General features: G+C 54.8%; 26 protein-coding genes. 20 read left to right on the top strand and 6 right to left on the bottom strand.

What is annotated here, in order from left to right; all coding sequences use genetic code 11:
• Positions 1–76 precede the first annotated feature (76 nt).
• The 12 genes from CU041_RS14355 to CU041_RS14300 all read left to right on the top strand — a co-directional run bounded on the left by CU041_RS14355 (position 77) and on the right by CU041_RS14300 (position 8,212).
• Positions 77–1,183, top strand: a complete 1,107-nt coding sequence (locus tag CU041_RS14355; protein WP_101247444.1) for a phage head spike fiber domain-containing protein — start codon at positions 77–79, stop codon at positions 1,181–1,183.
• 41 nt (positions 1,184–1,224) lie between these two features.
• Positions 1,225–2,157, top strand: coding sequence for a hypothetical protein (locus tag CU041_RS14350; RefSeq protein ID WP_101247443.1), 933 nt, complete (start codon positions 1,225–1,227; stop codon positions 2,155–2,157).
• Positions 2,158–2,185: 28 nt separating this feature from the next.
• Complete coding sequence (locus CU041_RS14345) at positions 2,186–2,449, top strand: hypothetical protein (protein ID WP_101247442.1); 264 nt, start codon at positions 2,186–2,188, stop codon at positions 2,447–2,449.
• Positions 2,450–2,619: 170 nt separating this feature from the next.
• A complete protein-coding gene (locus CU041_RS14340; RefSeq protein ID WP_101247441.1) occupies positions 2,620–2,865 on the top strand; it encodes a type II toxin-antitoxin system ParD family antitoxin in 246 nt (81 codons plus the stop codon).
• Complete coding sequence (locus tag CU041_RS14335; RefSeq protein WP_101247440.1) at positions 2,855–3,151, top strand: type II toxin-antitoxin system RelE/ParE family toxin; 297 nt, start codon at positions 2,855–2,857, stop codon at positions 3,149–3,151. Before CU041_RS14340 ends, CU041_RS14335 begins: the two co-directional genes overlap by 11 nt.
• 157 nt (positions 3,152–3,308) lie before the next feature.
• A complete protein-coding gene (gene terL / locus CU041_RS14330) occupies positions 3,309–4,868 on the top strand; it encodes a phage terminase large subunit (RefSeq protein WP_101247439.1) in 1,560 nt (519 codons plus the stop codon).
• A gap of 291 nt (positions 4,869–5,159) precedes the next feature.
• Positions 5,160–5,465: a hypothetical protein gene (locus CU041_RS14325; protein ID WP_068517887.1), complete on the top strand. Its 306-nt coding sequence runs from the start codon at positions 5,160–5,162 to the stop codon at positions 5,463–5,465.
• Between the two features lie 315 nt (positions 5,466–5,780).
• Positions 5,781–6,095: a hypothetical protein gene (locus CU041_RS14320; protein WP_068517888.1), complete on the top strand. Its 315-nt coding sequence runs from the start codon at positions 5,781–5,783 to the stop codon at positions 6,093–6,095.
• On the top strand, positions 6,088–6,540 hold the full coding sequence (locus CU041_RS14315) for a cell wall hydrolase (protein WP_101247438.1): 453 nt from the start codon (positions 6,088–6,090) through the stop codon (positions 6,538–6,540). The genes CU041_RS14320 and CU041_RS14315 overlap by 8 nt, the downstream gene beginning before the upstream one ends.
• 12 nt (positions 6,541–6,552) lie before the next feature.
• Complete coding sequence (locus CU041_RS14310; RefSeq protein WP_101247437.1) at positions 6,553–7,041, top strand: 3TM-type holin; 489 nt, start codon at positions 6,553–6,555, stop codon at positions 7,039–7,041.
• Positions 7,042–7,159: 118 nt separating this feature from the next.
• On the top strand, positions 7,160–7,630 hold the full coding sequence (locus CU041_RS14305; protein ID WP_101247436.1) for a helix-turn-helix domain-containing protein: 471 nt from the start codon (positions 7,160–7,162) through the stop codon (positions 7,628–7,630).
• A 6-nt stretch (positions 7,631–7,636) separates the two neighbouring features.
• Positions 7,637–8,212: a PIN domain-containing protein gene (locus CU041_RS14300; protein WP_101247435.1), complete on the top strand. Its 576-nt coding sequence runs from the start codon at positions 7,637–7,639 to the stop codon at positions 8,210–8,212.
• A 12-nt stretch (positions 8,213–8,224) separates the two neighbouring features.
• Here CU041_RS14300 and CU041_RS14295 read toward each other — a convergent pair whose 3' ends face one another.
• Together CU041_RS14295 and CU041_RS14290 are read right to left on the bottom strand one after the other, a co-directional pair.
• Complete coding sequence (locus CU041_RS14295; RefSeq protein ID WP_101247434.1) at positions 8,225–8,611, bottom strand: hemin receptor; 387 nt, start codon at positions 8,609–8,611, stop codon at positions 8,225–8,227.
• A 208-nt stretch (positions 8,612–8,819) separates the two neighbouring features.
• Entirely contained in the window at positions 8,820–9,731 is a 912-nt protein-coding gene (locus tag CU041_RS14290; RefSeq protein ID WP_101247433.1) for a PhzF family phenazine biosynthesis protein, read from the bottom strand.
• A gap of 73 nt (positions 9,732–9,804) precedes the next feature.
• Between CU041_RS14290 and CU041_RS14285 the strand changes: the two genes are divergently transcribed.
• Together CU041_RS14285 and CU041_RS14280 are read left to right on the top strand one after the other, a co-directional pair.
• Complete coding sequence (locus CU041_RS14285; RefSeq protein ID WP_212733804.1) at positions 9,805–10,722, top strand: LysR family transcriptional regulator; 918 nt, start codon at positions 9,805–9,807, stop codon at positions 10,720–10,722.
• 37 nt (positions 10,723–10,759) lie between these two features.
• Entirely contained in the window at positions 10,760–11,128 is a 369-nt protein-coding gene (locus tag CU041_RS14280; RefSeq protein WP_101247432.1) for a DUF952 domain-containing protein, read from the top strand.
• A gap of 132 nt (positions 11,129–11,260) precedes the next feature.
• Here CU041_RS14280 and CU041_RS14275 read toward each other — a convergent pair whose 3' ends face one another.
• Both CU041_RS14275 and CU041_RS14270 read right to left on the bottom strand, forming a co-directional pair.
• Positions 11,261–11,536 carry a hypothetical protein gene (locus CU041_RS14275; protein ID WP_101247431.1) on the bottom strand — a complete coding sequence of 92 codons (276 nt, stop codon included), beginning with the start codon at positions 11,534–11,536 and terminating at the stop codon, positions 11,261–11,263.
• A 367-nt stretch (positions 11,537–11,903) separates the two neighbouring features.
• Positions 11,904–13,016 (bottom strand): NADH:flavin oxidoreductase, encoded by a 1,113-nt coding sequence (locus tag CU041_RS14270; RefSeq protein ID WP_101247430.1) that lies wholly within the window; start codon positions 13,014–13,016, stop codon positions 11,904–11,906.
• 208 nt (positions 13,017–13,224) lie between these two features.
• Here CU041_RS14270 and CU041_RS14265 point away from each other — a divergent pair, with 208 nt between their 5' ends.
• The 5 genes from CU041_RS14265 to CU041_RS14245 all read left to right on the top strand — a co-directional run bounded on the left by CU041_RS14265 (position 13,225) and on the right by CU041_RS14245 (position 17,389).
• Positions 13,225–13,608 (top strand): winged helix-turn-helix transcriptional regulator, encoded by a 384-nt coding sequence (locus CU041_RS14265; RefSeq protein WP_101247586.1) that lies wholly within the window; start codon positions 13,225–13,227, stop codon positions 13,606–13,608.
• 101 nt (positions 13,609–13,709) lie between these two features.
• Complete coding sequence (locus CU041_RS14260) at positions 13,710–14,840, top strand: quinone-dependent dihydroorotate dehydrogenase (protein WP_101247429.1); 1,131 nt, start codon at positions 13,710–13,712, stop codon at positions 14,838–14,840.
• 141 nt (positions 14,841–14,981) lie between these two features.
• Positions 14,982–15,863 (top strand): TIGR01459 family HAD-type hydrolase, encoded by an 882-nt coding sequence (locus CU041_RS14255; RefSeq protein ID WP_101247428.1) that lies wholly within the window; start codon positions 14,982–14,984, stop codon positions 15,861–15,863.
• A gap of 144 nt (positions 15,864–16,007) precedes the next feature.
• Positions 16,008–16,856, top strand: a complete 849-nt coding sequence (locus CU041_RS14250) for a hypothetical protein (RefSeq protein ID WP_101247427.1) — start codon at positions 16,008–16,010, stop codon at positions 16,854–16,856.
• Positions 16,857–16,930: 74 nt separating this feature from the next.
• A complete protein-coding gene (locus CU041_RS14245) occupies positions 16,931–17,389 on the top strand; it encodes a pyridoxamine 5'-phosphate oxidase family protein (RefSeq protein ID WP_101247426.1) in 459 nt (152 codons plus the stop codon).
• Positions 17,390–17,418: 29 nt separating this feature from the next.
• On the opposite strand, the gene CU041_RS14240 is transcribed toward CU041_RS14245, so the two are convergent.
• Positions 17,419–18,291, bottom strand: coding sequence for a DMT family transporter (locus CU041_RS14240; RefSeq protein ID WP_101247425.1), 873 nt, complete (start codon positions 18,289–18,291; stop codon positions 17,419–17,421).
• Between the two features lie 153 nt (positions 18,292–18,444).
• Positions 18,445–19,299 (bottom strand): D-amino-acid transaminase, encoded by an 855-nt coding sequence (locus tag CU041_RS14235; RefSeq protein ID WP_101247424.1) that lies wholly within the window; start codon positions 19,297–19,299, stop codon positions 18,445–18,447.
• 391 nt (positions 19,300–19,690) lie between these two features.
• Between CU041_RS14235 and CU041_RS14230 the strand changes: the two genes are divergently transcribed.
• The gene (locus tag CU041_RS14230; RefSeq protein ID WP_170310246.1) at positions 19,691–20,599 is read left to right on the top strand and encodes an arylamine N-acetyltransferase family protein; all 909 of its coding nucleotides are present in this window, start codon (positions 19,691–19,693) and stop codon (positions 20,597–20,599) included.
• The last annotated feature ends 56 nt before the right edge of the window (positions 20,600–20,655 follow it).

Here is a 20,655-nt window from a genome sequence, read left to right as displayed (position 1 = left end):
TTACTTGCTTACCTTCTTACCTGTTTGCCTGGGGGCGGGCAGAAATTCCTGATTTGATTTCAAGGAGATGCATCCAATGGGATTGCGGTATCAGCCGCTTGCGGCCGCCATGACGGTGGCGCGGGCATCAAGCAAAATGATCGGCGGTGAAAACGGATTGATCACGACCCTTGGCAATGATCAGCCGGGGTTCGATCATGACCGGCTTGGCCGGCGCAAGGGGCTTTTGATTGAGGGGGCGGCAACCAACTTGCTGCGCTATTCCCGCGATTTTTCCAATGCACTTTGGGAAAAGAACGCCGGTGTAAGTGTTGCACCAAGTGCGGTTGCCGCCCCGGATGGCAGTTCGGACGCCATGTTGCTTGACCTTCCGGGCGGGGCGGATGGCCTTTATCAGAATGTCGGATCGCTGATCAGTGGGGATGTCTATTGTTTTGCCATCTGGATGCGCGCGGTTTCGGGAACGGTTGATGTCACACTTGGCGGGATCAACGGGCCATCAAGCCATAACATCAGTCTTGATGAAACCTGGCAACGTGTGTGGATCTCTGAACCGGCATCGGGCACCACGCGCTATCCGAAAATCAGCACGGCGATCTCGAACCTTCCGGCATCGGTGCTGATCTGGAATGGGCAGCTTGAAGCCGGACCCGCGCCGACATCCGATATCATCAGCAACGGCATCCCGGCATCGCGGGCCGCCGATAATGTGACGCTTGATCCGGCTGACTGGTTTGCCCAAGGGGCCGGGACAATGGTGTTTGATCTGCATACTGCCCCGGTATGGGCTGGCATTTGGCGGATCGCACAGCTTTATTCCGGCAGTCTCAATGATGATCATCTTGATCTTGGCTATGACAGCGATGCCGGTCAGTTGCGCATATCCTTGCGCCGGGATGGTGTGCCGATCGTTACCCAGTCGCTTTACGGGGCGCTGTCACCAGATACCCGCCATCGCATTGCGCTGGCCTGGGAGGATGATGTTATTGCCGTGGCCCTTGGTGGCAGCGTTCTGAAAACCCCGTCGGGCTTTGCCATGCCGCGCAATTTTTCCAATATCGTGCTGGGATCCTTTGGCGGAACGGACAAGCATATCAACGGCTACCTGCGCAATCTGGCCTATTGGCCGGAACGTCTTTCGGATGCGCGGTTGTCATCTTTGTCGAATTTTTTCTCTTCTTAAGGTAGAAATTGTCTAGTTCTACAATTTTATTGAGCGAGAAGATGGATACTTTCTTTATTCGGCACGGGGCGAAGTTAGATATTAGTGACAGTACTTACCGCTTATTAATCGAACACGAGACCAAGAAGATTGCAATTCACTATCCACATGATCGCTACACTAGAGGTACAGGGATAGATAGTGAAAGTCTTGATGTTTCGAACTACGAGGGAGCCGCTGCGAAAAGCCTAAAAGCCTTAAATACCTTGGCTAAAAAGGGTGGATACGTTTGCGCAACCTATAAGTTCGGCAATACTTGCATTGTTGGGCGCGTGGAGCCCGGTTCCTCAATTGAGCTTCTGCGCGGCAAATGGCGCACCCAAGCGGATCGTCAAGCAGTTCTGAAGTCAGTCGAACTGTCGAACGCCTATGTTTTACCGCCTGAGAAAATGATCAACTTGTTAGCGTCCCGACCGCAACAAGGAACTATCTGTCGCTGGCGAGCGGTCGGAGATCAAGTGATGAGACTTGTTGAGAAGTTGCCGGTGAAAGCAGAGGCTTCTGTTCTCAGCCCAACTCTTCAAGAAGTTATGGTTTCTGAGACTCTTCGTTCTGACCTTGGAGGAGGGCTACCTCAGATTGAGTCTCTTTTGATGCCTGTAGGGCGTACGCTGAAAGATGTCGACATATTCGCGCGTACAGTCGATGGAAAATACCTGCTAGTTCAGGTCACAAATTATAGGAATGGCAGTGATAACTACTCCTCGAAAGTTAAGCGCCTGAAAAAATATACTAAGAAAAACATTGATCTAATCGTTGTCGGGTCCGGCTCTAAGCAACCATTCTATGATCAGGAAACCGGCGTAACACATGTTGGTCTGCAATACTTGTTCGAACGGTACTTAGCCACACATCAGGGAGCAAGGTGGTGGGAAGTATTGAAGACAATGCTTGGTGAGTCAGATGGGAATAAAAGAGATGCGGAGCCAGATTGATCAGATAAAAAGAGATTTTCTCAAGTACTTGCCTGACGATATCGCCCTCGCGCGTGACACATACAAGCGCCTCGCTGCCGATGCCGCCGGGATCATGGATGCCAAGGAATTTTCCGCCCATCAGGGGGCTTGCAAGGCCGCCCTTGGTCATCTTGAAAGCCTGATCAAGTTGCTGCGCTGGGCGTGTGATGGGGCGGAGCAGGCGGGAGGTGATGAATCTGGCGATACGGAAAGTGGCAGCGCGGTCGAAAACCTGATTGCCGAGGCTCGGCGCACGCTTAGGCCATCGTGATCATCTGCGCTGCTTGTGGGGTATCCGTGGGATTGGAGGGACGAGGCAAGATGGGCTCCCGCCGTCGCGGGAGCGAGACGGGGTGATTTCCACACGCGCGATATAATATCGCGATTGCAGAAACGGCTGATACCAATATATAATACATATTGGTATCAAGGAGGTCGATCATGGCGCGCAATACATCAGTTTCGCTGGGTGAGCACTTTAACGGTTTTATTGACGGACAGGTCAAATCGGGGCGTTACGGGTCTGCCAGTGATGTTGTGCGGGCGGGATTGCGACTTTTGGAAGAGCATGAGGCGAAAGTTAAAGCCTTGCAAGAAGCCTTGATCGATGGCGAACAATCCGGGCCCGCCAAACCGTTTGACGGGGATGCGTTTCTGGCCCGTATGAAAGCCGAGCATGGCGGTTAATGCGGGGGGTCGCCTTACACCGCGGGCGGAGGCCGATCTTGAAGATATCTGGCGATACACGCATCGACGCTGGTCGGTGACGCAGGCCGATAAATATATCCGCGATTTCCTGGGTGTGTTTTCTGAGCTGGCTGCATCAAAGCGCATCGGGCAGAAATGCGATGTGCGAGACGGCTATTTCAAAATCCCGGTTGGGGCGCATGTGATTTATTACCGGCAGGCAAGTGATGCCATTGAGGTTGTCCGCGTTCTGCATGGGCGGATGGATGTAAACCGGCATCTTTGACCTTTGATTGCCGGTCAGTTTTTCTCAGAAAATTCAGATATTGCTGCCTCCGAGAGGCAAGGTCACCGGCCAGTTGAGCCGGCGGCGTGATTGGTCATGGCTGTTTGCCGGGCGCGCGATAGACGCTCTGATTTTATAGTGCCGACAGGAGGGCGGGATGATACCAAGTACTCAAACTGCCCGCTTTGCCGAGTTCGTCTGGATCTGGGATCAGGTTCTGGGGCTTGGCTTGCCATCCCATCATCGGAAAATGGCCGACTGGCTGGAGGAATGCTGGAACGCCGGGCGGCGCGAGATGTTGCTGATGGCGTTTCGCAATTCCGGGAAATCAACCATTGTCGGGCTGTTTTGTGCCTGGTTGCTCTATCGCGATGCCGATTTGCGCATTCTGGTTCTGGCGGCCGACCTTGATCTGGCCAAAAAGATGGTGCGCAACGTCAAACGCATTGTCGAACGCCACCCGTTATTGGCGGGGCTTGTGCCCGACCGTCTGATCGACTGGGGCAGTGAACGGTTCACCGTGGCGCGGCCCGGTGTGTTGCGCGATCCGTCCATGCAGGCTGTTGGCATTGGCGGCAATATCACCGGATCGCGCGCCGATATCGTGATTTGCGATGATGTCGAAGTTCCCAAAAACAGCGATACGGCCCATAAGCGCAACGAGCTTCGCGAAAAACTGTCCGAGATTTCCTATGTCCTGTCGCCCGGCGGCGCACAGCTTTATGTCGGAACCCCGCACAGTTACTATTCGATCTATGCCGATGAAATGCGCCCGGAAACCGGCGAAGTCGCGCCATTTTTAAATGGTTTCTCACGTTTTGTGCTGCCCATCGTCAATAAGCATGGGGCATCAAACTGGCCCGAACGGTTTGATCAGGCGGCAATCGCCGCGATCAGGGCGCGCACGCCAGCCCACAAGTTTCAAAGCCAGATGATGCTGGAAATGGTTGCCCCCAATGCCGGGCCGTTTGATCCGGCGCGTTTGCATTATTACGACGATCTGGCCGAAATCGAATATGCCAATGGCCGGATGCGGCTTGGCATCGGGGATCGCACCATGGTCGCCAGTGCCTGCCACTTTGATCCGAGCTTTGGCGCGGCCAAGGGCGACGGGGCGGTGGTGGCCTGCGTCTATATTTGTGATCAGGGGGAATACTGGCTTCATGATATCGCCTGGTTGCGGGCAACCAGCCCGCTTGAGGGCGGGCAAAAAGGCGATGCCCCGTGGCGTGACGAGGCAAGCCAGCTTTGTGCACAGGTCGGGGCATTCATGGCGCGTAACCATCTGCCATCGGTGCGGATCGAGACCAATGGCATCGGGCGGTTTTTGCCCAATATCCTGCGGCGCGAACTTAAAGCGATCGGCTGGGCGGCAAGCGTCGTAGAACATTATGAAGCCACCAACAAGGTGACCCGGATCGAGGATGCCTTTGGCGCGGTGATGGGGGCGGGGCTGCTTCATGTCGGGGCGGCTGTGGTCAAAACGCCGTTCCTGCGACAGTTGCGCGAATGGCATCCCGCCAGTTCTGGTCATAACAGTGCCGGTCATAACATTGCTGGGCATAATCGTGTTGGCCATGATGACGGGCTTGATGCGGTGGCGGGATGCATTTTGGCCGAGCCGGTCCGTTTGCCGCGGGTCGACATGCCGCTGCTTCGGGCCGACTGGCGGAGAAATGGCGGGGCTTTCCGGGCGGAAAACCGTTTCAATCCGTAAAGGTCGGCTTGGAAACCCTGACGGGAGAAAAAAACTTTCTCGCAATGCCAAGTAGTTAGCCCGGCGGTGTATCACATTTGTGAAATATTCATGGAATTTTCAGCTTTGATCCCTACGTTTATTATATGAAAGAATAGTAGAGAGTTTTTAAACCTATACCAAAGCGTAGAGTGCGCCGCGCAAAACAAGTTTATAAACCCGGAAACGGCCAGATCGATTTGTTGATCAATTTAGCAGTCCAGGACAACAAGACGCCCCTGTGGGCGCACCTGACTGTCAGGAGGCCTGACCATGTGGAAGAAACTAAGCTTGATGGCTGTAATGGCAGGTGCCGTTGCAGTTGCGATCCCGGAAACACAGGCGTCTCCGGTTTGTGGTGACCGCAGCAAGGTTATCGACAGCCTGAGTGCCAAATATTCCGAGGAACCGGTTGCGGTTGGCGTGACCTCGAACGGTGGCGTGATCGAGGTGCTCAAGGCGCCGGACGGGCAGACATGGACGATCCTGTTTACCTATCCGTCCGGGCCAAGTTGCCTGGTGGCCTCCGGCGAGGCCTGGCAGGATCTTGAAGCAAAGATCAAGGGACCTGCTGCCTAGGACTGCCTTGCCTTTCGGGGCCGTGATGAACGGTCTTCCTTGGCTTGGGAACCGGTCACGGTCACTGGTACGGGCACTGGTACTGGTACTGGCACACGCACAGGAATGGCGCCGGATGGCGCCCGGGTGATGCCACAACGGGACAGAGACTGCGCATGGATGGTGCGGCCTGATCGGTGCACCCCGCCTATACAAGTTTTATGCCGATCATCTAAGCCGGGGGTGTTGCCCCGGTCGTGATGACCTCCTTGAACTGACCTGCAAACCAACCGGTTTGCGGGTCTTTTTTTTATCGAAATCACGAGGCCCCGGAACATGACCGAGCTTGCCCAGCCTGTCGATGTGATCTGGTGGATCACCGCGGTCGAAATTCCGGCTGTGGCCAGCCTGTTCTGGCTGCATTGGCGGATGCGATCGGAATTGCTGACCCGGATCGAGGATCAGCGCAGCCGCCATGACGCCGATTGCGGCGATCTGCGCGCCGATCTTGCCGACTTCAAGCTTGATGTGGCGCGCAACTATGTCTCGATCCCGTATCTCAAAGACATTGAAAAACGCCTGACGGGGCATTTGCTCCGGATCGAGGCCAAACTTGACAGCCCGCTTAAAAAGGAACCGGTCCATGACTGATCTTATGACCCGCCCGATTGTTGAACCCGAAACATTACCGGATGCCGAAATCCTGGCCCGAACGCTTTATGGCGAGGCCCGCGGCGAAGACCTTGCCGGGATCGAGGCGGTGGCATCGGTGATCCTGAACCGTGTGGCCTTTGCGCGCAAACGCGGGCGCTATTGGTGGGGCAATGACATCAGATCGGTGTGCCTTAAACCCGGTCAGTTTTCCTGCTGGAACGCCAATGATCCCAACCGCAAGAAATTGCTGGCGATCAATCCGCGCGATCCGGCCTATCGGTTGTGCAAGCGCATTGCCAAACGGGCAGTGACTGGCGCGCTTGCCGATCAGACCGACGGGGCGACGCATTATCACACCCATGCGGTTGATCCCTATTGGGCGCGCGGGCAGGTGCCGGTTGCAGAGATCGGCCATCACATATTTTACAAGAATATCGGATAGGGGAGGTATCACGTGATCCCGGCATTGCTTGCCCAGATCGGCCTGCCGCTTTTGATCAAGGCGGTGGGTGCGGGGCTTGATCATATCGACAATCCGATTGCCAAGACGGCGGCCGAAGGCCTCAAGCAGGTCGAACAGGCCGTCAGCAAAGGCGACGTCACACCGGCCCAAATCCTTGAAGCCAACCGCCACACCGAACGCATGGCCGAAATCGAATTGGCCCGCGATACCGAAACGCTGAAATCGGTCAATCGCACCATCCGGGCCGAGGTCGCCAGCGAAGATGCGTTTGTCAGGCGCTGGCGGCCAAGCTTTGGCTATGCCGTCGCACTCACCTGGATCATGACCATGGGCGCCATCGCCTATGCGATCATCTTAACGCCACTCCAAGCCCCGGCGATTATCGCCGCACTGGTCAATACCAGCCCGATTTGGGGCATCGCGCTTGGGGTTTTGGGGGTGAGTGTTGTGAAGCGGAGTGCGGATAAGAAGATTACGTGATTTCGAATATTTCGATTGTTTCGAATATTGCGTTTATGAGGGGCTTGTCTTATATATTGGGCACCCCCTTTGACCAGAGGAGGAGGAGGGGGATGTCGCGGGAAATGGAGAATGCGCAATGTCGGCAATACGAAAAGATGATTTTGGTGGCCGCTTGCCAACGCAGATCGAAAGCGCAACAGCCGACCAGCTTCGCCAAATTATTGCCTCTCAGGCAAAGGAGGGCGAGGATACCAAGCTGACTGTGATGCGTGGAGAGGGCGGGGCGGAAACCATCACCCTCAGCCCGGCCCTGACCGAAAGCCTGATGAATTTGTTGCGCCTTGTTTCTGGCCGTCAGGGTTTTCAGATGATCCCGCTGTCGGCGGAGCTGACGACACAACAGGCGGCAGATCTGCTGAATGTGTCCCGGCCCTATTTGATCAAGCTGCTTGAAGCGGGCGATATCCCGTATGCGACCGTTGGACGGCATCGCCGGATCAAGGCAGAGGATTTGTTTGCCTATAAAGCCCGGCGGGATGCAGAGCGCGACGAGGCTTTGTCTGAGTTGGCGAAGATGGACGCAGAGCTTCTTCTGAAAGGATACTGAGCGCGTATGACATATCGGGCAGATCATTTTACAGCTCTTCTTGATGCCTGTGTTCTGGCCGATGTGTTCAAGCGGAACTTGCTACTCAGTCTGGCGCGAGCTGAGCTTTTTCGTCCGCGCTGGAGCCCCCAAATCCTTGATGAGACCGAACGGGCGATCCTGAAAATTACCAAGGGTGAAGCTGATGGCAAAAAGCAGCGTGCGGCAATTGAGCGGGCATTTCGGGATGCCTGCGTGACCGGGTATGAAGCGCTTATCCCGGCGGTGACGTTGCCAGATGCAGATGATCGCCATGTTCTGGCAGCGGCAATTCACACCAAGGCGCAGGTTCTGGTGACAGATAACCTCAAGGATTTTCCGCCCGATGAACTGGCAAAGTTCGGAATCGAGTTAAAGTCATCTGACGAATTCATCGCGGATACGATCACACTTCATGAACAGACAGCGTTCGGTGCGATCAAAGCCATGCGGGCGCGCTACCAAAACCCGGCCCTTACGACAGGGAAGATCATTCAGTTTGCGGAAAGCCGTAGTCTGCTGTCGACGGCGCTCTTGCTCAAGGAATATGAGCAATATTGGTGATCGTCACGCAGGTCATCTGGTGTGCTTTAGAAATGTGTCAATATCTTCGGGTGCATACCCCAAAAGTTCGCCCATCCGTGCTGAATCTGCGTCGTGATCCTTGACCGTTCCGGCGCATAAATTGCGCGACATGATCAGGGCTTCTTCGATCCGCCATTCTTCGCCGGGCAGGGCGAAGAACAGGTGGCGCATTTCAAAGGGCGGGCGCGGGATGATTTCTTCAACACGGATGATGGTGCCTGCTGCGACATGCGGGGCGAAATCGGCGTCGGGGAAATAGTCGCTGACATGAAGCGCGTCTGAAAACATTGCCATCGGCTTGGTGCCGGCCAGCATCAATTCCAGTTCGCGGTCATTATGCGGGCCGATGCCCGGCGGTAATGTCAGTTCATCATCCATCATGCTTGTCCGCATTGTGTCAGCCAATCGTCGCAGCGGCGTGGGGCGTCGTCAACGATGATGTCCTGTCTTGGGCTGTTGGCGTCGCCATCAGGTTTACCTGTGGGTAAATATTTGCTGCTTGTGGCTTGGTTTCTGGAGTTTGTTTACCGTTGGGTAAAATGCGGGTGCTTCCACGATGGCAGAAGCACCCGGGATGGTGGGCAGATCAAAGGGTGATGTTCAGGCTTTTCATCACCTTGCCCTGACCGCCGGCCAGAAGGCCGGTGATGCGGCCGTCTTTGAGGTTCAGCGTAACCTTGATCTGGCTTGGTGAGGGTTGGGCCATGAATGCGCCCTGGGCGATCAGGAAGGTGTCCTTCTTCATGTCCAGAAAATCATACAACACACAGGCAAGCGGGCCGGCGGCCATGCCGGTGGCGGCTTCTTCGGCGATGCCATAGCGTGGGGCGAACATGCGGGTGGTGGCATCGATATCGGCATCACCGGTTTCGGTGGTGAAGATGTAATAGCCGATCAGATCAAGCTTTTCGCTGATGTCGTTAATGACGTCCTGATCGGGGGTGATGTTTTTAAGGGTGGCTTGGTCCCTGACCGCCAGCACGATGAAATTATTGCCGGTATTGACCAGAACCGGGCGGGTGCGTTCATCAAGATCATCACTGGCAAGGCCGAGTGATTTCAGAACATCGCAAAGTGTGACGCCCTTATCAGACCAGTTGGCTGCAGGGGTGTAGGTCGGTGCAAGCTGTTCCATATAGGCCATGCCGCGATCAAGGATGATCTTGCGCGGGCCATCGACAGTTTCCTTGGATGTTTCGCCATCGCCAAAGCGTTGAAGTTCGGCCAGATAGGAAAAGGTCGCGATGGTGGCGTGACCGCAATGGGCGATGCGTTTGGTCGGCGTAAAGAAATCAAGCCTGATGCCGCAGGTCTCGGATTTCGAGACAAAAGCGGTTTCCGAAAGCCCGACCTTTTGTGCGATCAAAAGCTTTTCATCGTCACTATAGCGGTCGGCATCCAGAACGACCCCGGCCGGGTTGCCGCCCGCGCCATCTTTGACAAAGGCATTGACGATCTGAACCGGGATGGTCCGGGTGATTTCTTGATGTATGCTCATAACTATTTTCCTGCTAAAATCTTTGTTAAACCGATTTTAGGCACAAATTCACAGATTATGAATTCATATATAAATGAAGAAATCTCATGAAATGTCGCGTGCAGGCCTGATGGCCAAGGCCAATCAAAATGCCCCGCTTTTGGCGGCGATTGCGCGGGAAAACAGTTTCAGCAAGGCCGCCGAAATACTGGGCGTGCATCAATCGGCAATCAGTCACCGGGTCAATCTGTTGGAAGAGGCACTTGGCTTTTCGCTGTTTGAACGCACCACGCGCCAGATCACCCCGACGGCATATGGGCGTATTCTTTGTGTCGCGGCGATTGAGGCCATGGCGGTCTGGGATGGGGCGTTTGATCGGCTCGAAAAGTTCGAAAACCGGGGGGCGGTGCGCTTGTCGGTGTCGTCGTCGCTGGCGATGAAATGGGTGTTGCCACATTTGGGACGTGCGGCGGAGGCGGGGCTTGAAATCGCGCTTGATGTCAATGATCGCCCGGCTGATTTCCGGGCGGGCGTGATTGATGCCGCCATCCGTTTTGGTGTCGGGCCTTATCCGGGGCTGCATTCGACCCTGCTTAAAAGGGCCGAAATAATGCCGGTGGCCCGGCCGGGATATTGTGAAGCCGGTGCAGACCTTGAAATGATTGCCGGTTTGCCATCGACCACATTTCTTAAAGACGTCGCGGGCGAGCGCGATGATACCGATTTCAGTTGGGCCTATTACAAGGATCAGGCGGGGCTGAGCATTGAGACGGATGCGCGGCACATTGCCTTTGATCGCGCCGATCTGGTGTTGCAGGCCGCAATCAACGGTATGGGCATCGGGCTTGGCCGGACCCTGTTGGTCGAGGGCGATATTGCCCAGGGCTTCCTTGTGCCGGTCGGGCCATCGGTTGTGATGAAGTCGGCCTATTGGCTGGTGTGTGGTTCCGATTTTGCGGGGACGGAGCGCTATGCGATGCTTCTGGGCTGGCTTAAAAGCCAGATGAAATAGGCTTGCCGTTTTGGGCGGGCCTGCCTAAATTCCGCGCATGACAAATACAGAACATGAAATCATTTACCGCGTGCTGGGATCGGATGAATGGGCGGAAGCCCTGGCATCCGGGCAGTATGCCGGTGCGCCGCACGATATTGCCGATGGCTTTATCCATTTTTCGACCATTGATACGCTGGCGGCAACACTTGCGCTGCATTACACCAAGCGCGACGGGTTGAAGCTTTTGCATGTGCCGGTCGCACCGATCAAGGCCAAGCTGAAATGGGAACCGGCCCGTGGGGGTACGCTGTTCCCCCATCTTTATGATGTGCTGGCCGTTGCCCATGTGACGCGGGTTGATGATTTGCCCCTTGATGCGAACGGTGTTCACATCCTGCCCGAAGATCTGCAACAGACGCAGTGATCAGACGATCATAGGGCGTGAAAATGCGCCAAAAGCAAACGGGCAGTGCTGTGATCAGCACTGCCCGTTCTGTCTTGTGTTCAGTTTGCGTCGTATCGTTTTTACGTTGGTCGTTTTTATTTTGGTATTGGACTAGCCGTTCAGCAGTGTCGAAACTTCAAAGCAGACCCCGGCCAGGATCACCAGCACGGTGACACCCGACAGGGTAAAAGCCGCAAGATTGGGAAAAGGGCTTCTTTTCAGGCGGTTTTGATATTTGGTGTCGTCATCAACAAGAATGTTGGGGCCACGCAGCATAACGCTCGGCTTTTCGACCTCATCATTGGAGGCCCAACGATGCCGGTTTTCCGGCAGATAAACGCGGTTGCGTTCTTTGGTATTTTCCGGGTTTGCCATGTTTGTCTTCATGTCCATCAACTTCTTTTTATCGGTTCCCAGCCCGTTCCGGCGGCTGTGATGATTGCTGTTCCTGATCTATGGAATACCAAATACTATCCCAAAGATCAAGAAAACTATACCAATGTATATTTATAAAAATTAAAGTTCGCCCAAAAATCGCAGTTTTCTGCGGATTTTGTGATGGTATAGGGTGATGTCGATGAGGATAGGTATAGTGCCGTCAGGCCCCGAAACAGGGGTGAGAAGAACGAATCCGATGGATGGAAGCCGCAGTGATGGCTGCATTCAAAAAGACCGGGCAGCGCCGATGATGGCGCTGCCCGGTTTCTTTTTGCGTATGGGGGATACGCATATGCGGGGTCGGGGGATGTTTTGATCAGACCAGTTCGGCCAGGGCCGCAGGATTGAAATCCTCAAGCTCGTCAAACGCACCCTTGGCGACCTTGTTGGGCCACTGGGCATCCGTGATCAGCGCACGGCCAACCGCAATCAGATCAAATTCGCCGCGTTCCATGCGTTCGACCAGACCATCCAGGTTGGATTTTTCGGATGCTTCGCCCGAAAACGCGCCGATGAAGTCCGATGAAAGCCCGACCGAGCCCACCGAAATGGTCGGTGCACCGGTAAGCTTTTTGGCCCAACCGGCAAAGTTAAGGCCCTTTTCACCGTCAATTTCGGGGAATTCCGGTTCCCAGAAACGACGCTGGGACGCGTGGATGATATCGACGCCGGCCTCGACCAGCGGGGCCAGCCAGGACGTCATTTCATCTGGCGTGGTTGCAAGGCGGGCGGTGAAGTCCTGTTGCTTCCACTGGCTGACGCGCAGGATAATCGGGAAATCCGGACCAACGGCGGCACGCATCGCAGCCACGACTTCGCGGGCAAAGGTTGCACGTTCGGCAATGGTTTTACCGCCAAAGCGATCGGTACGCAGGTTCGTCTCCGACCAGAAGAACTGATCAATCAGATAGCCGTGTGCGCCATGGATTTCAAAGGTGTCAAAACCGGCATTCTTGGCATCAAGGGCGGCCTTGGCAAAGGCGGCAATGGTATCGGCAATATCGGCATCGGTCATGGCATTGCCGCGCGGCTGATCCGGGGCCAGAAGGCCCGACGGGCTTTCGACCGGGGCATCGGGTTCCCATTCGGTAAAGGCGCGGGTTGAACCGGTGTGCCAGATTTGCGGGCCCATTTTGCCGCCTGCGGCATGAACGGCATCGGCAACCGATTTCCAGCCGGCAATTGCCGCATCACCATGGAAAAACGGAATGCCCGGATCATTGCGCGACGCCGGACGGTCAATCACCGTGCCCTCTGACAGGATCAGGCCAACGCCGCCTTCGGCGCGCTTGCGGTAATATTCGGCATTGATCGCACCGGGAATGCCGTTTTCGGCCTTGGTGCGGGTCATCGGAGCCATCACGATGCGGTTGGGAAGCTCAAGGGTTTTAAGCTTGAAAGGCTGAAACAGAACATCTGTGTTGGTCATGTGCGGAAATCTCCGTCTTTTGAAAGTCTATGATGGTGACTAGATATATGATATATACCTGGTGTCAATGAGGCACCTGAACGAAACCAGGTATACTCAAGGAAACCGCACATCCCCGGTTGAGCCGCAAAAAGTTGAACCGCAAAAACCGGTGCCGGAAGGGTATTCCGGAAAGAACAAACAAAAAGGGACGGGAAAAGGACAGGTCATGGAAATGAAGGAATGCTCGATCAAGGAATTCCGCGCCGATTGCCCGTGTCGCGGCCTGTTTGATCAGATCGCCGATAAATGGTCGATGATGATCCTGGCGGTTCTGGCCGATGGGCCATTGCGCTTTAACGCGATCAAGCGCGGGCTTGAGGGCATTACGCAAAAGGCCCTGACCCAGACATTGCGCAAACTTGAACGCAACGGCATTGTCGCGCGCAATGTGATTGCGACATCACCCGTCGCAGTCGAATATGAAATCACCCCGCTTGGCCGCACCCTTATTGGCCCGTTCAAGGCGCTTTATCTTTGGACCAAGGAAAAGATGCCCGAAGTCGAAGCCGCCCGGGCGGCGTTTGACGAACGGATGAATGAGGGCGTCTGACCAACCCGGCCGGTATGGTTGATGCTGCATTGATCCTTGCCCATCGGGGCCGGGGCGCGTAAGAACAGGACAGGTTGTCAAACGCAAAAGGAGCCTGTCGCGTGGGGTGGTACAAGTCACTGGTTTTGCCGATTGTCCGCTGGATCGATGCAGAGACCGCACATGGTCTTGCCATATGGGCCTTGAAAAACAATCTGGTGCCGCGTGCGGATGACGCAACGGACGCGACCCCGATCCTTGAAACCGAAGTTTTCGGGCGCAAATTTGCCAATCCGGTCGGGCTTGCTGCGGGGTTCGATAAAAATGCCGAAGTCCCCAATGCCGCCCTTTCTCACGGGTTCGGATTTGTTGAAATCGGATCGGTGACACCTTTGCCGCAACCGGGCAATCCCAAGCCGCGCCTTTTCCGTCTTTATTCCGACCGGGCGGTAATCAACCGCATGGGCTTCAATAATGACGGGGCGGAGGTCGTGGCAAACAGGCTGCGCAAACGTGCGCGCCGTGGCATCCTTGGGGCCAATCTTGGCAAAAACAAATATTCCGAAGATGCCGCCGATGATTACGCCAAGGGGGTAAAGGCACTTGGCCCCTATGCCGATTACCTTGTTGTCAATGTATCATCGCCCAATACGCCGGGCCTTCGTGCCCTTCAGGGCCGGGCCCCACTGGAAAAGCTTTTGAAATCGGTGCTGAAGGCCCGCGACAAATTCGCCAAGGGTGTGCCGGTGTTGCTTAAGGTTGCACCGGACCTGACCGATGAAGACAAATCCGACATTGCGAGCGTGGTGCTTAAGGTCAAGATCGATGGCATGATTGTCTCGAACACGACGATTGACCGGCCGGTCGGGCTTAATTCCTATGACCAGGATGAAAAGGGAGGTCTTTCCGGCCCGCCTTTGATGGCCCCATCGACCAAGGTTCTTGCCGATTTTTACCGCCTGACCGAGGGCAAGGTGCCGCTGATCGGGGTTGGCGGGATTGCATCGGGCAAGGATGCCTATGAAAAGATCCTCAATGGCGCATCCCTGGTGCAGCTTTATTCATCGCTGGTCTATCACGGGCTTGAGCTTGTTACCGAGATCAAGGAAGACCTTGCCCGCAGGCTGCGCAAGGATGGCTTTGCCAATGTGTCTGACGCGGTTGGTGCCGCCTTCCCGGAAATTTCGGGCAAGGGCATCCCGGTCGATGAAGCGCGTGCTGCACGAGAAGCCGAGGCCGCCAAGAAAGATTGAGCCAGAGGATCGAGGTTCCCGCCTGCGCGGGAATGACCGGTGCCATATCAAATTACCTTGTTAAATTGCCGTCACCCCGGCGCAGGCGGGATTCCATCTAGGCAACTGCACCACACTATTCTTATTGAACTGGAGATCTGAATGCGAACCGCCCCCTATGAAATGATCAATGGCCTTTCTGAAGTGATCGGCAAATATGATGCCGTGATTCTTGATCTGTGGGGGGTGGTGCATGATGGGGTTAAGGCCTACCCAAATTCTGTTAACGCATTGGAAGCACTCAAAGCTGCTAAGATTCCAGTTGCACTATTATCAAATGTGCCAAGACGTTCATCAGTTGTTATCGAGCGAATGGAAAATATGGGAATTGCGCGAGATCTGTATAGCGTAATTGCGGCCTCTGGAGACATAGCCTATCGGCACTTGGTGGATAGGGTCGACCCTTGGTACGCAGCCTTGGGAAAGCGAGTTTTTAGGGTCGGTCCGGTAAGAGATATGTCGATGTTTGAAGGGCAAGACATCGAAATCGTGTCGAGGTTAGAAGACGCGGAATGGATGCTTGTGACAGGGCCAGATGATGATTTCGACCCCTTGTCAAAGTACGAAAACATGCTCCATGCTGCCAAAACGCTTGAATTGCCGATGCTTTGTCCGAACCCGGACCGAGAAGTTGTGCGAGACGGGCATCAAATCATCTGCGCAGGTGCTCTGGGGGGGCGCTATGAAGAACTGGGCGGTGATGTTCGCTGGGAAGGCAAACCGTTCGCCAGTGCCTATGATTTCTGTCTTCAGATGTTTGACAAAGGCCCGGATGCCAAATTGCTCGTCGTCGGCGACAGCATATCGACCGATATTGCCGGATCGAACAATGCCGGGCTTGATGTCGCCCTTGTGACCGGGGGTATTCACGCTGCTGAACTGGGCGCACCGCGCGGCACCCTGCCCGAACGTGAAAAGCTTGATGCCCTTCTGGCGGCGACGGGCCGTCACATCACCTATGCGATCGGGGATTTTTGCTGGTGAGTGAATGGGTGGCAATACGGAGCACAAGATTTGAATAGACCGTATGGGGCAAGCTAGGGGTGTGTTCAGTGTTTCCGTGCTTAACTTGAGGGGTGCAAGTGATGAAACTAGATCGTGAGCTGGTTTTGTCCTCTGGGGGGTGGCTTGAAGCAGGCACTGTTCAAAGTTGTCCTTGTTGCGATTTTTGTTATGCACTCTTTTGCCTTTCGTGTGTCTGCGCAAGACGCAAGTAAGGCAAATAATCTGACCAGCGCTCAGCTCGATGAGTACATTCAAGCGGCAGGTTACATTGATCGAAGGAAGATTGAACAAGCAAGACCTTTGCTGACTCAGTTGAGTAAAGAGGGGCACTTGTTTGCAGCCGAGCTATTAGCTTTAGCCGAATGGGCGTCAAAAAACAGGGGAAGCAGACTGCCAGCTCCAGATACCAATCTCAAATTGCGTATCATTGATGCTTGGAAAGACTCAGAGCTTGTACCGCCGACCTCAGCAGGAAACTCTACTGTATTTTCCGCACTTCAGGGGATTCCCAGAGAATATGATGCTGCCGTTATTGATTGGATATCGCGCAACTATCAGGAACAGTCGCCAACAATTACATTTGAGAACGTAAGAAGACTAGTTTCTACAGATATTGAAGAAGCGCTCTACTGGCAAGCCGTGAGTTTAATGCGCATCCGGTACGAGGTCGCTCGCTGTGACGATGTGTCGTTGAGCGACTTACCATTGCTCTGGCGTGGATATATCTCCGGTGCACTTCGTAAACTTGGTTTGGAAAATAAGGAAAAGTTCCAAACATTATATAGTTCAGGTCTGAAACGCGTCTTGGAAAACTGGGATGAAGTCGTTCCATTTGATATGAAGGTCTGGCAGGGGTGTCGCGGGAATGAGTCATTCGTTCGAACAGGGCGTGTACCTGAGAAGGAATGGCGGGCTGCCAATTTGGAACTCCGAGAGAAGTTCAAGGGTGCTCTTGCACAATTGAAAAATTAGACTTCCCATTCGGGGTTTCGCAAAGATTTCCGGTGGGAGCGGGCGGAGGCTTCAAAATATGAAAAAATGCTTGCATGCTCAGTGATGAAATCCGTGATTATGCCAACCGCGCGGTCCTGTGCTGGTTGGCGACCAGCTCCGCGGACGGGCCGTCGGTCAGCCCGAAGGAAATCTTTGCCTGTTATGGCGAAGACCGGATTATCATTGCCAATATCGCATCCCCGCAATCGGTTCGGAATGTTGCACGCGATCCGCGTGTTTGTGTCAGTTTCGTTGATGTGTTTTCACAAAAGGGCTGGCAGCTTTATGGCGAGGCCGTGCTGATGCGCCCGCGTGATGAGGGCTATGACCATCGCCATGCCATCTTGCAAGGCATGGCAGGTGATGCGTTTCGGGTTGGATCGCTGATCGATGTGCGGGTGACGAAGGCTAAGGAAATCCTTGCGCCGAGTTATCGCTTTAACCCCGATATGGACGAGGCCGCCATGCGGGCCGGTGCGATGATCAGTTATGGCGTAAAGCCCCGCGATTAGCGGCTGCGCCAAGGCGGGGCCTTACAAGATCAGCTTTCTGCCACGCGCTTTTCACGGAAGATGATGAAGATGCCGCTGGCCGTAATGATTGCCGCCCCGACAAAGGTCAGAAGATCGGGTGTTTCGCCCCAGAAGAACCAGCCAAGCCCGGTTGCCCAGACAAGGGCGGTATAGTCAAAGGGGGCAACAGTCGGGGCATCGGCAACCCGGAAAGCCTGGGTGATCATGGTCATGCCGCCGGTGCCGACAAAGGCAATGGCGATGAAAAGCCCGATATCCTCGACCCGGATCGGGGTCCAGAAATACCAGACGACCGCACCGCTTAAGATCGTGCTGGTGAAGCTTAGATAAAACAAAAGCGTCCACATGCTTTCGCGGGCATCAAGCAAACGGGCGCTCAGCATCAAAAGCGCATAGGTAAAGGCCGTGGCGACGGGTAAAAGCGACACCGGTTCAAACGTTGCCGCCCCCGGGCGGACAATCACCAGAACCCCGATGAACCCGACCATGACGGCCAGCCAGCGCCGCCAGCCAACGCGTGCAATCAGCACCGATGAAATGGCGGTGATGAAAAGCGGGGCGACAAAGGCCAGTGCCGTTGCCTCGGCCAGGCCCATCAGATGGATGCTGGTAAAGAACATGATGGTGGCGGTGATCCAGATGACGGTGCGCATGAAATGCACGCCAACCCGGTTGGACCGAAGCCCGCCAAACCCGACCATCCTGATGGCAAGCAGGGTGGCAAAGGGAAGGGCAATCGAATTGCGCATGAAGATGATCTGGATCGGCGAATAATGATCCATCAATCCCTTGGCCAGGGCGTCATTGACGCAAAGCAGGGCGACACCGGCACACATCAGGATGATGCCGGTCATGTTATGTTGGGGCTGTTGAGCATTCATGGTTGGTGGCGCTTTCCCTTTTGATGGCATGTTTGTTGGGGCGTTTTGCCATCTGTCTTCGAGTGTTAGGGGAAAAGGACAGGTTAGGCCACAAAGAAAAACGCCGCCCGGTTGCAGGCGGCGTTTGCGTTGGGACGCAGATGTAGGAGCCGATCAGAGCGCGGTGGCGCGGTTGGCTTCGATGTAAATCTCGCGCAGGCGCTTGGCGATCGGGCCGGGAACGCCATCGCCGATTTTCTTGTCATCGATTTCAACCACCGGGCAGACAAAGGCCGAGGCCGAGGTCGAGAATGCTTCTTTTGCATTCTGGGCTTCTTCAATCGTGAAGTGGCGTTCTTCGATCTTGAGCTGCAATTCCTCGGCACATTTCAGAACCGATGCGCGGGTGATGCCATGCAGAATGTCGGTCGAAAGTTCGCGGGTTACAATCGTGCCGTCCTGGGTCACGATATAGGCGTTGTTTGACGATCCTTCGGTGACAAAGCCATCGAGAACCATCCATCCATCATCCGCCCCCTTGGATGCGGCTTCGGTTTTGAGAAGCGACGCATAAAGCAGCTGCACGGTCTTGATGTCGGACCGGCGCCAGCGGATATCAGGGAAGGTGACGATTTTCTGTCCACGTTCGGCCAGGGCTGATTTGATCAGCGATTTGCTTTGCGTGAACATAACGATGGTCGGCGTGGTTTCCGGGTTGATTGCGAAATCACGATCACCAGCCGACCCCCGCGAGACCTGAAGATAAATCAGGCCTTCGGTGATGTCGTTGCGCTTTACCAGCTCGCGGTGGGCTTCAAGCAGCTGATCGATATCAGGCTTGAAAGCAAATTTGAGTTCGGAAAGCGAGCGTTCAAGACGCTTCATATGACCCATGAAGTCAATCAGTTTGCCATCAAGCACCGAGGTCACTTCATACACGCCATCGGCAAACAAGAAGGATCGGTCAAAGATCGAAATCTTGGCTTCGGTTTCCGGCAAAAATTCGCCGTTCACATAAACAGTACGCATGGCAACTTTCCTGGGTCAGGAACGGATATGGCTATCCGTCTTTGTTTGATATGGCGACGTTTCCATCGGTCTGCCCGGACGTTTTCCGTGGTGGGGTGATCCCGGCGACCGTCTAAAATCGATTTAGTTACTGATTATCACAGGATGAGGGGCGCTGTCGTGCAAAAGCTGTGGATCATGCGTCTAATTGATTGATTGTTGCTTGTATGGGGCGGCTATGGCCGGTCATTGTTGTGATGTGGTCCCGAATATCGTCATATTGTCGAAGATTGTTCGATTTCGGTGCCAAAAAGCAAAAAGACAATTTTTTCCTTTTGACCTTAACATTGGTTGAGATTCTATCGTCCTGTTCCATGAGATGAAAATATCATCAGGAATATGGAGCCGATTGATGAACAGTCCCCAGCCAATAAGCCGTGACGTCACACCCGCCAATGATCACAATTTTTTGCAAAGCCGGGTCAATGCCAGTTGGGCAAAGCCGGTCTGCATACCGGTTCAGGAAGTCGATCTTGATGCCTATTTCGCCCGGATCGGTTATGACGGCCCGCGCGAAGCGACCCTTGAAGTCTTGCAAACCCTGCATGCCCTGCATCCGGCCAATATCCCGTTCGAAGCGATTGATGTGTTCAATGACAAACCCATCAGCATCGCGCCCGAAGATGTGGATCAGAAACTGATCCATGACGGGCGGGGCGGATATTGTTTCGAACAGAATTCCCTGTTCCGCCGCGTGTTGCGCAGCCTTGGTTTTGCGGTCGAAGGTCTGGCCGGACGGGTGTTGTGGGGGTATGGCGAAAATGATCTGCCACGCCCGCGCTGCCACATGGCCAACCGGGTGACCATCGATGGCGAGGCATGGCTGGCCGATGTCGGTCTTGGCGGATGTGTGCCGACCGCGCCCTTGCTGCTTGATACCGCCATGCCACAGGTCACCCCGCATGACACCTATCGCGTGACCAAGGGTGAGCACAGCTATTTTGTCGAACTTGAACGTGATGGTGTGTGGAAGGCCGTGCATGAGATCGATATCGCACCGGTGGCCGACATCGATTACGAGGTCATGAACTGGTACGCATCCGATCATCCCGACAGCGGGTTTTGCAAAACCCTGATGGTGGCGCGATCCGCCCCGTTTGCGCGGTTCACACTTCTGAACAATCGTCTGACCATCCGGCTTGTCACCGGCGAGGAAGAGCAACACAAACTCGCCGTTGGCGACATTCCCCAGACCTTGGCCGACATTTTCGGCATCGCGCCCAAGGAAAGCTGGAAAATCGCCTTTTCGCGGTTGATATAGCGCCCGAAACCGCGGGCGGATGTGCGGTGTCTGCGGTTTGGCGTTGAAGCGTGGCA

This window comes from Thalassospira povalilytica, assembly GCF_002844235.1.
Taxonomy (GTDB): domain Bacteria; phylum Pseudomonadota; class Alphaproteobacteria; order Rhodospirillales; family Thalassospiraceae; genus Thalassospira; species Thalassospira povalilytica.
Note: the sequence above shows the minus strand (reverse complement) of the source record. Positions and strands in the feature narration are given on the sequence as shown.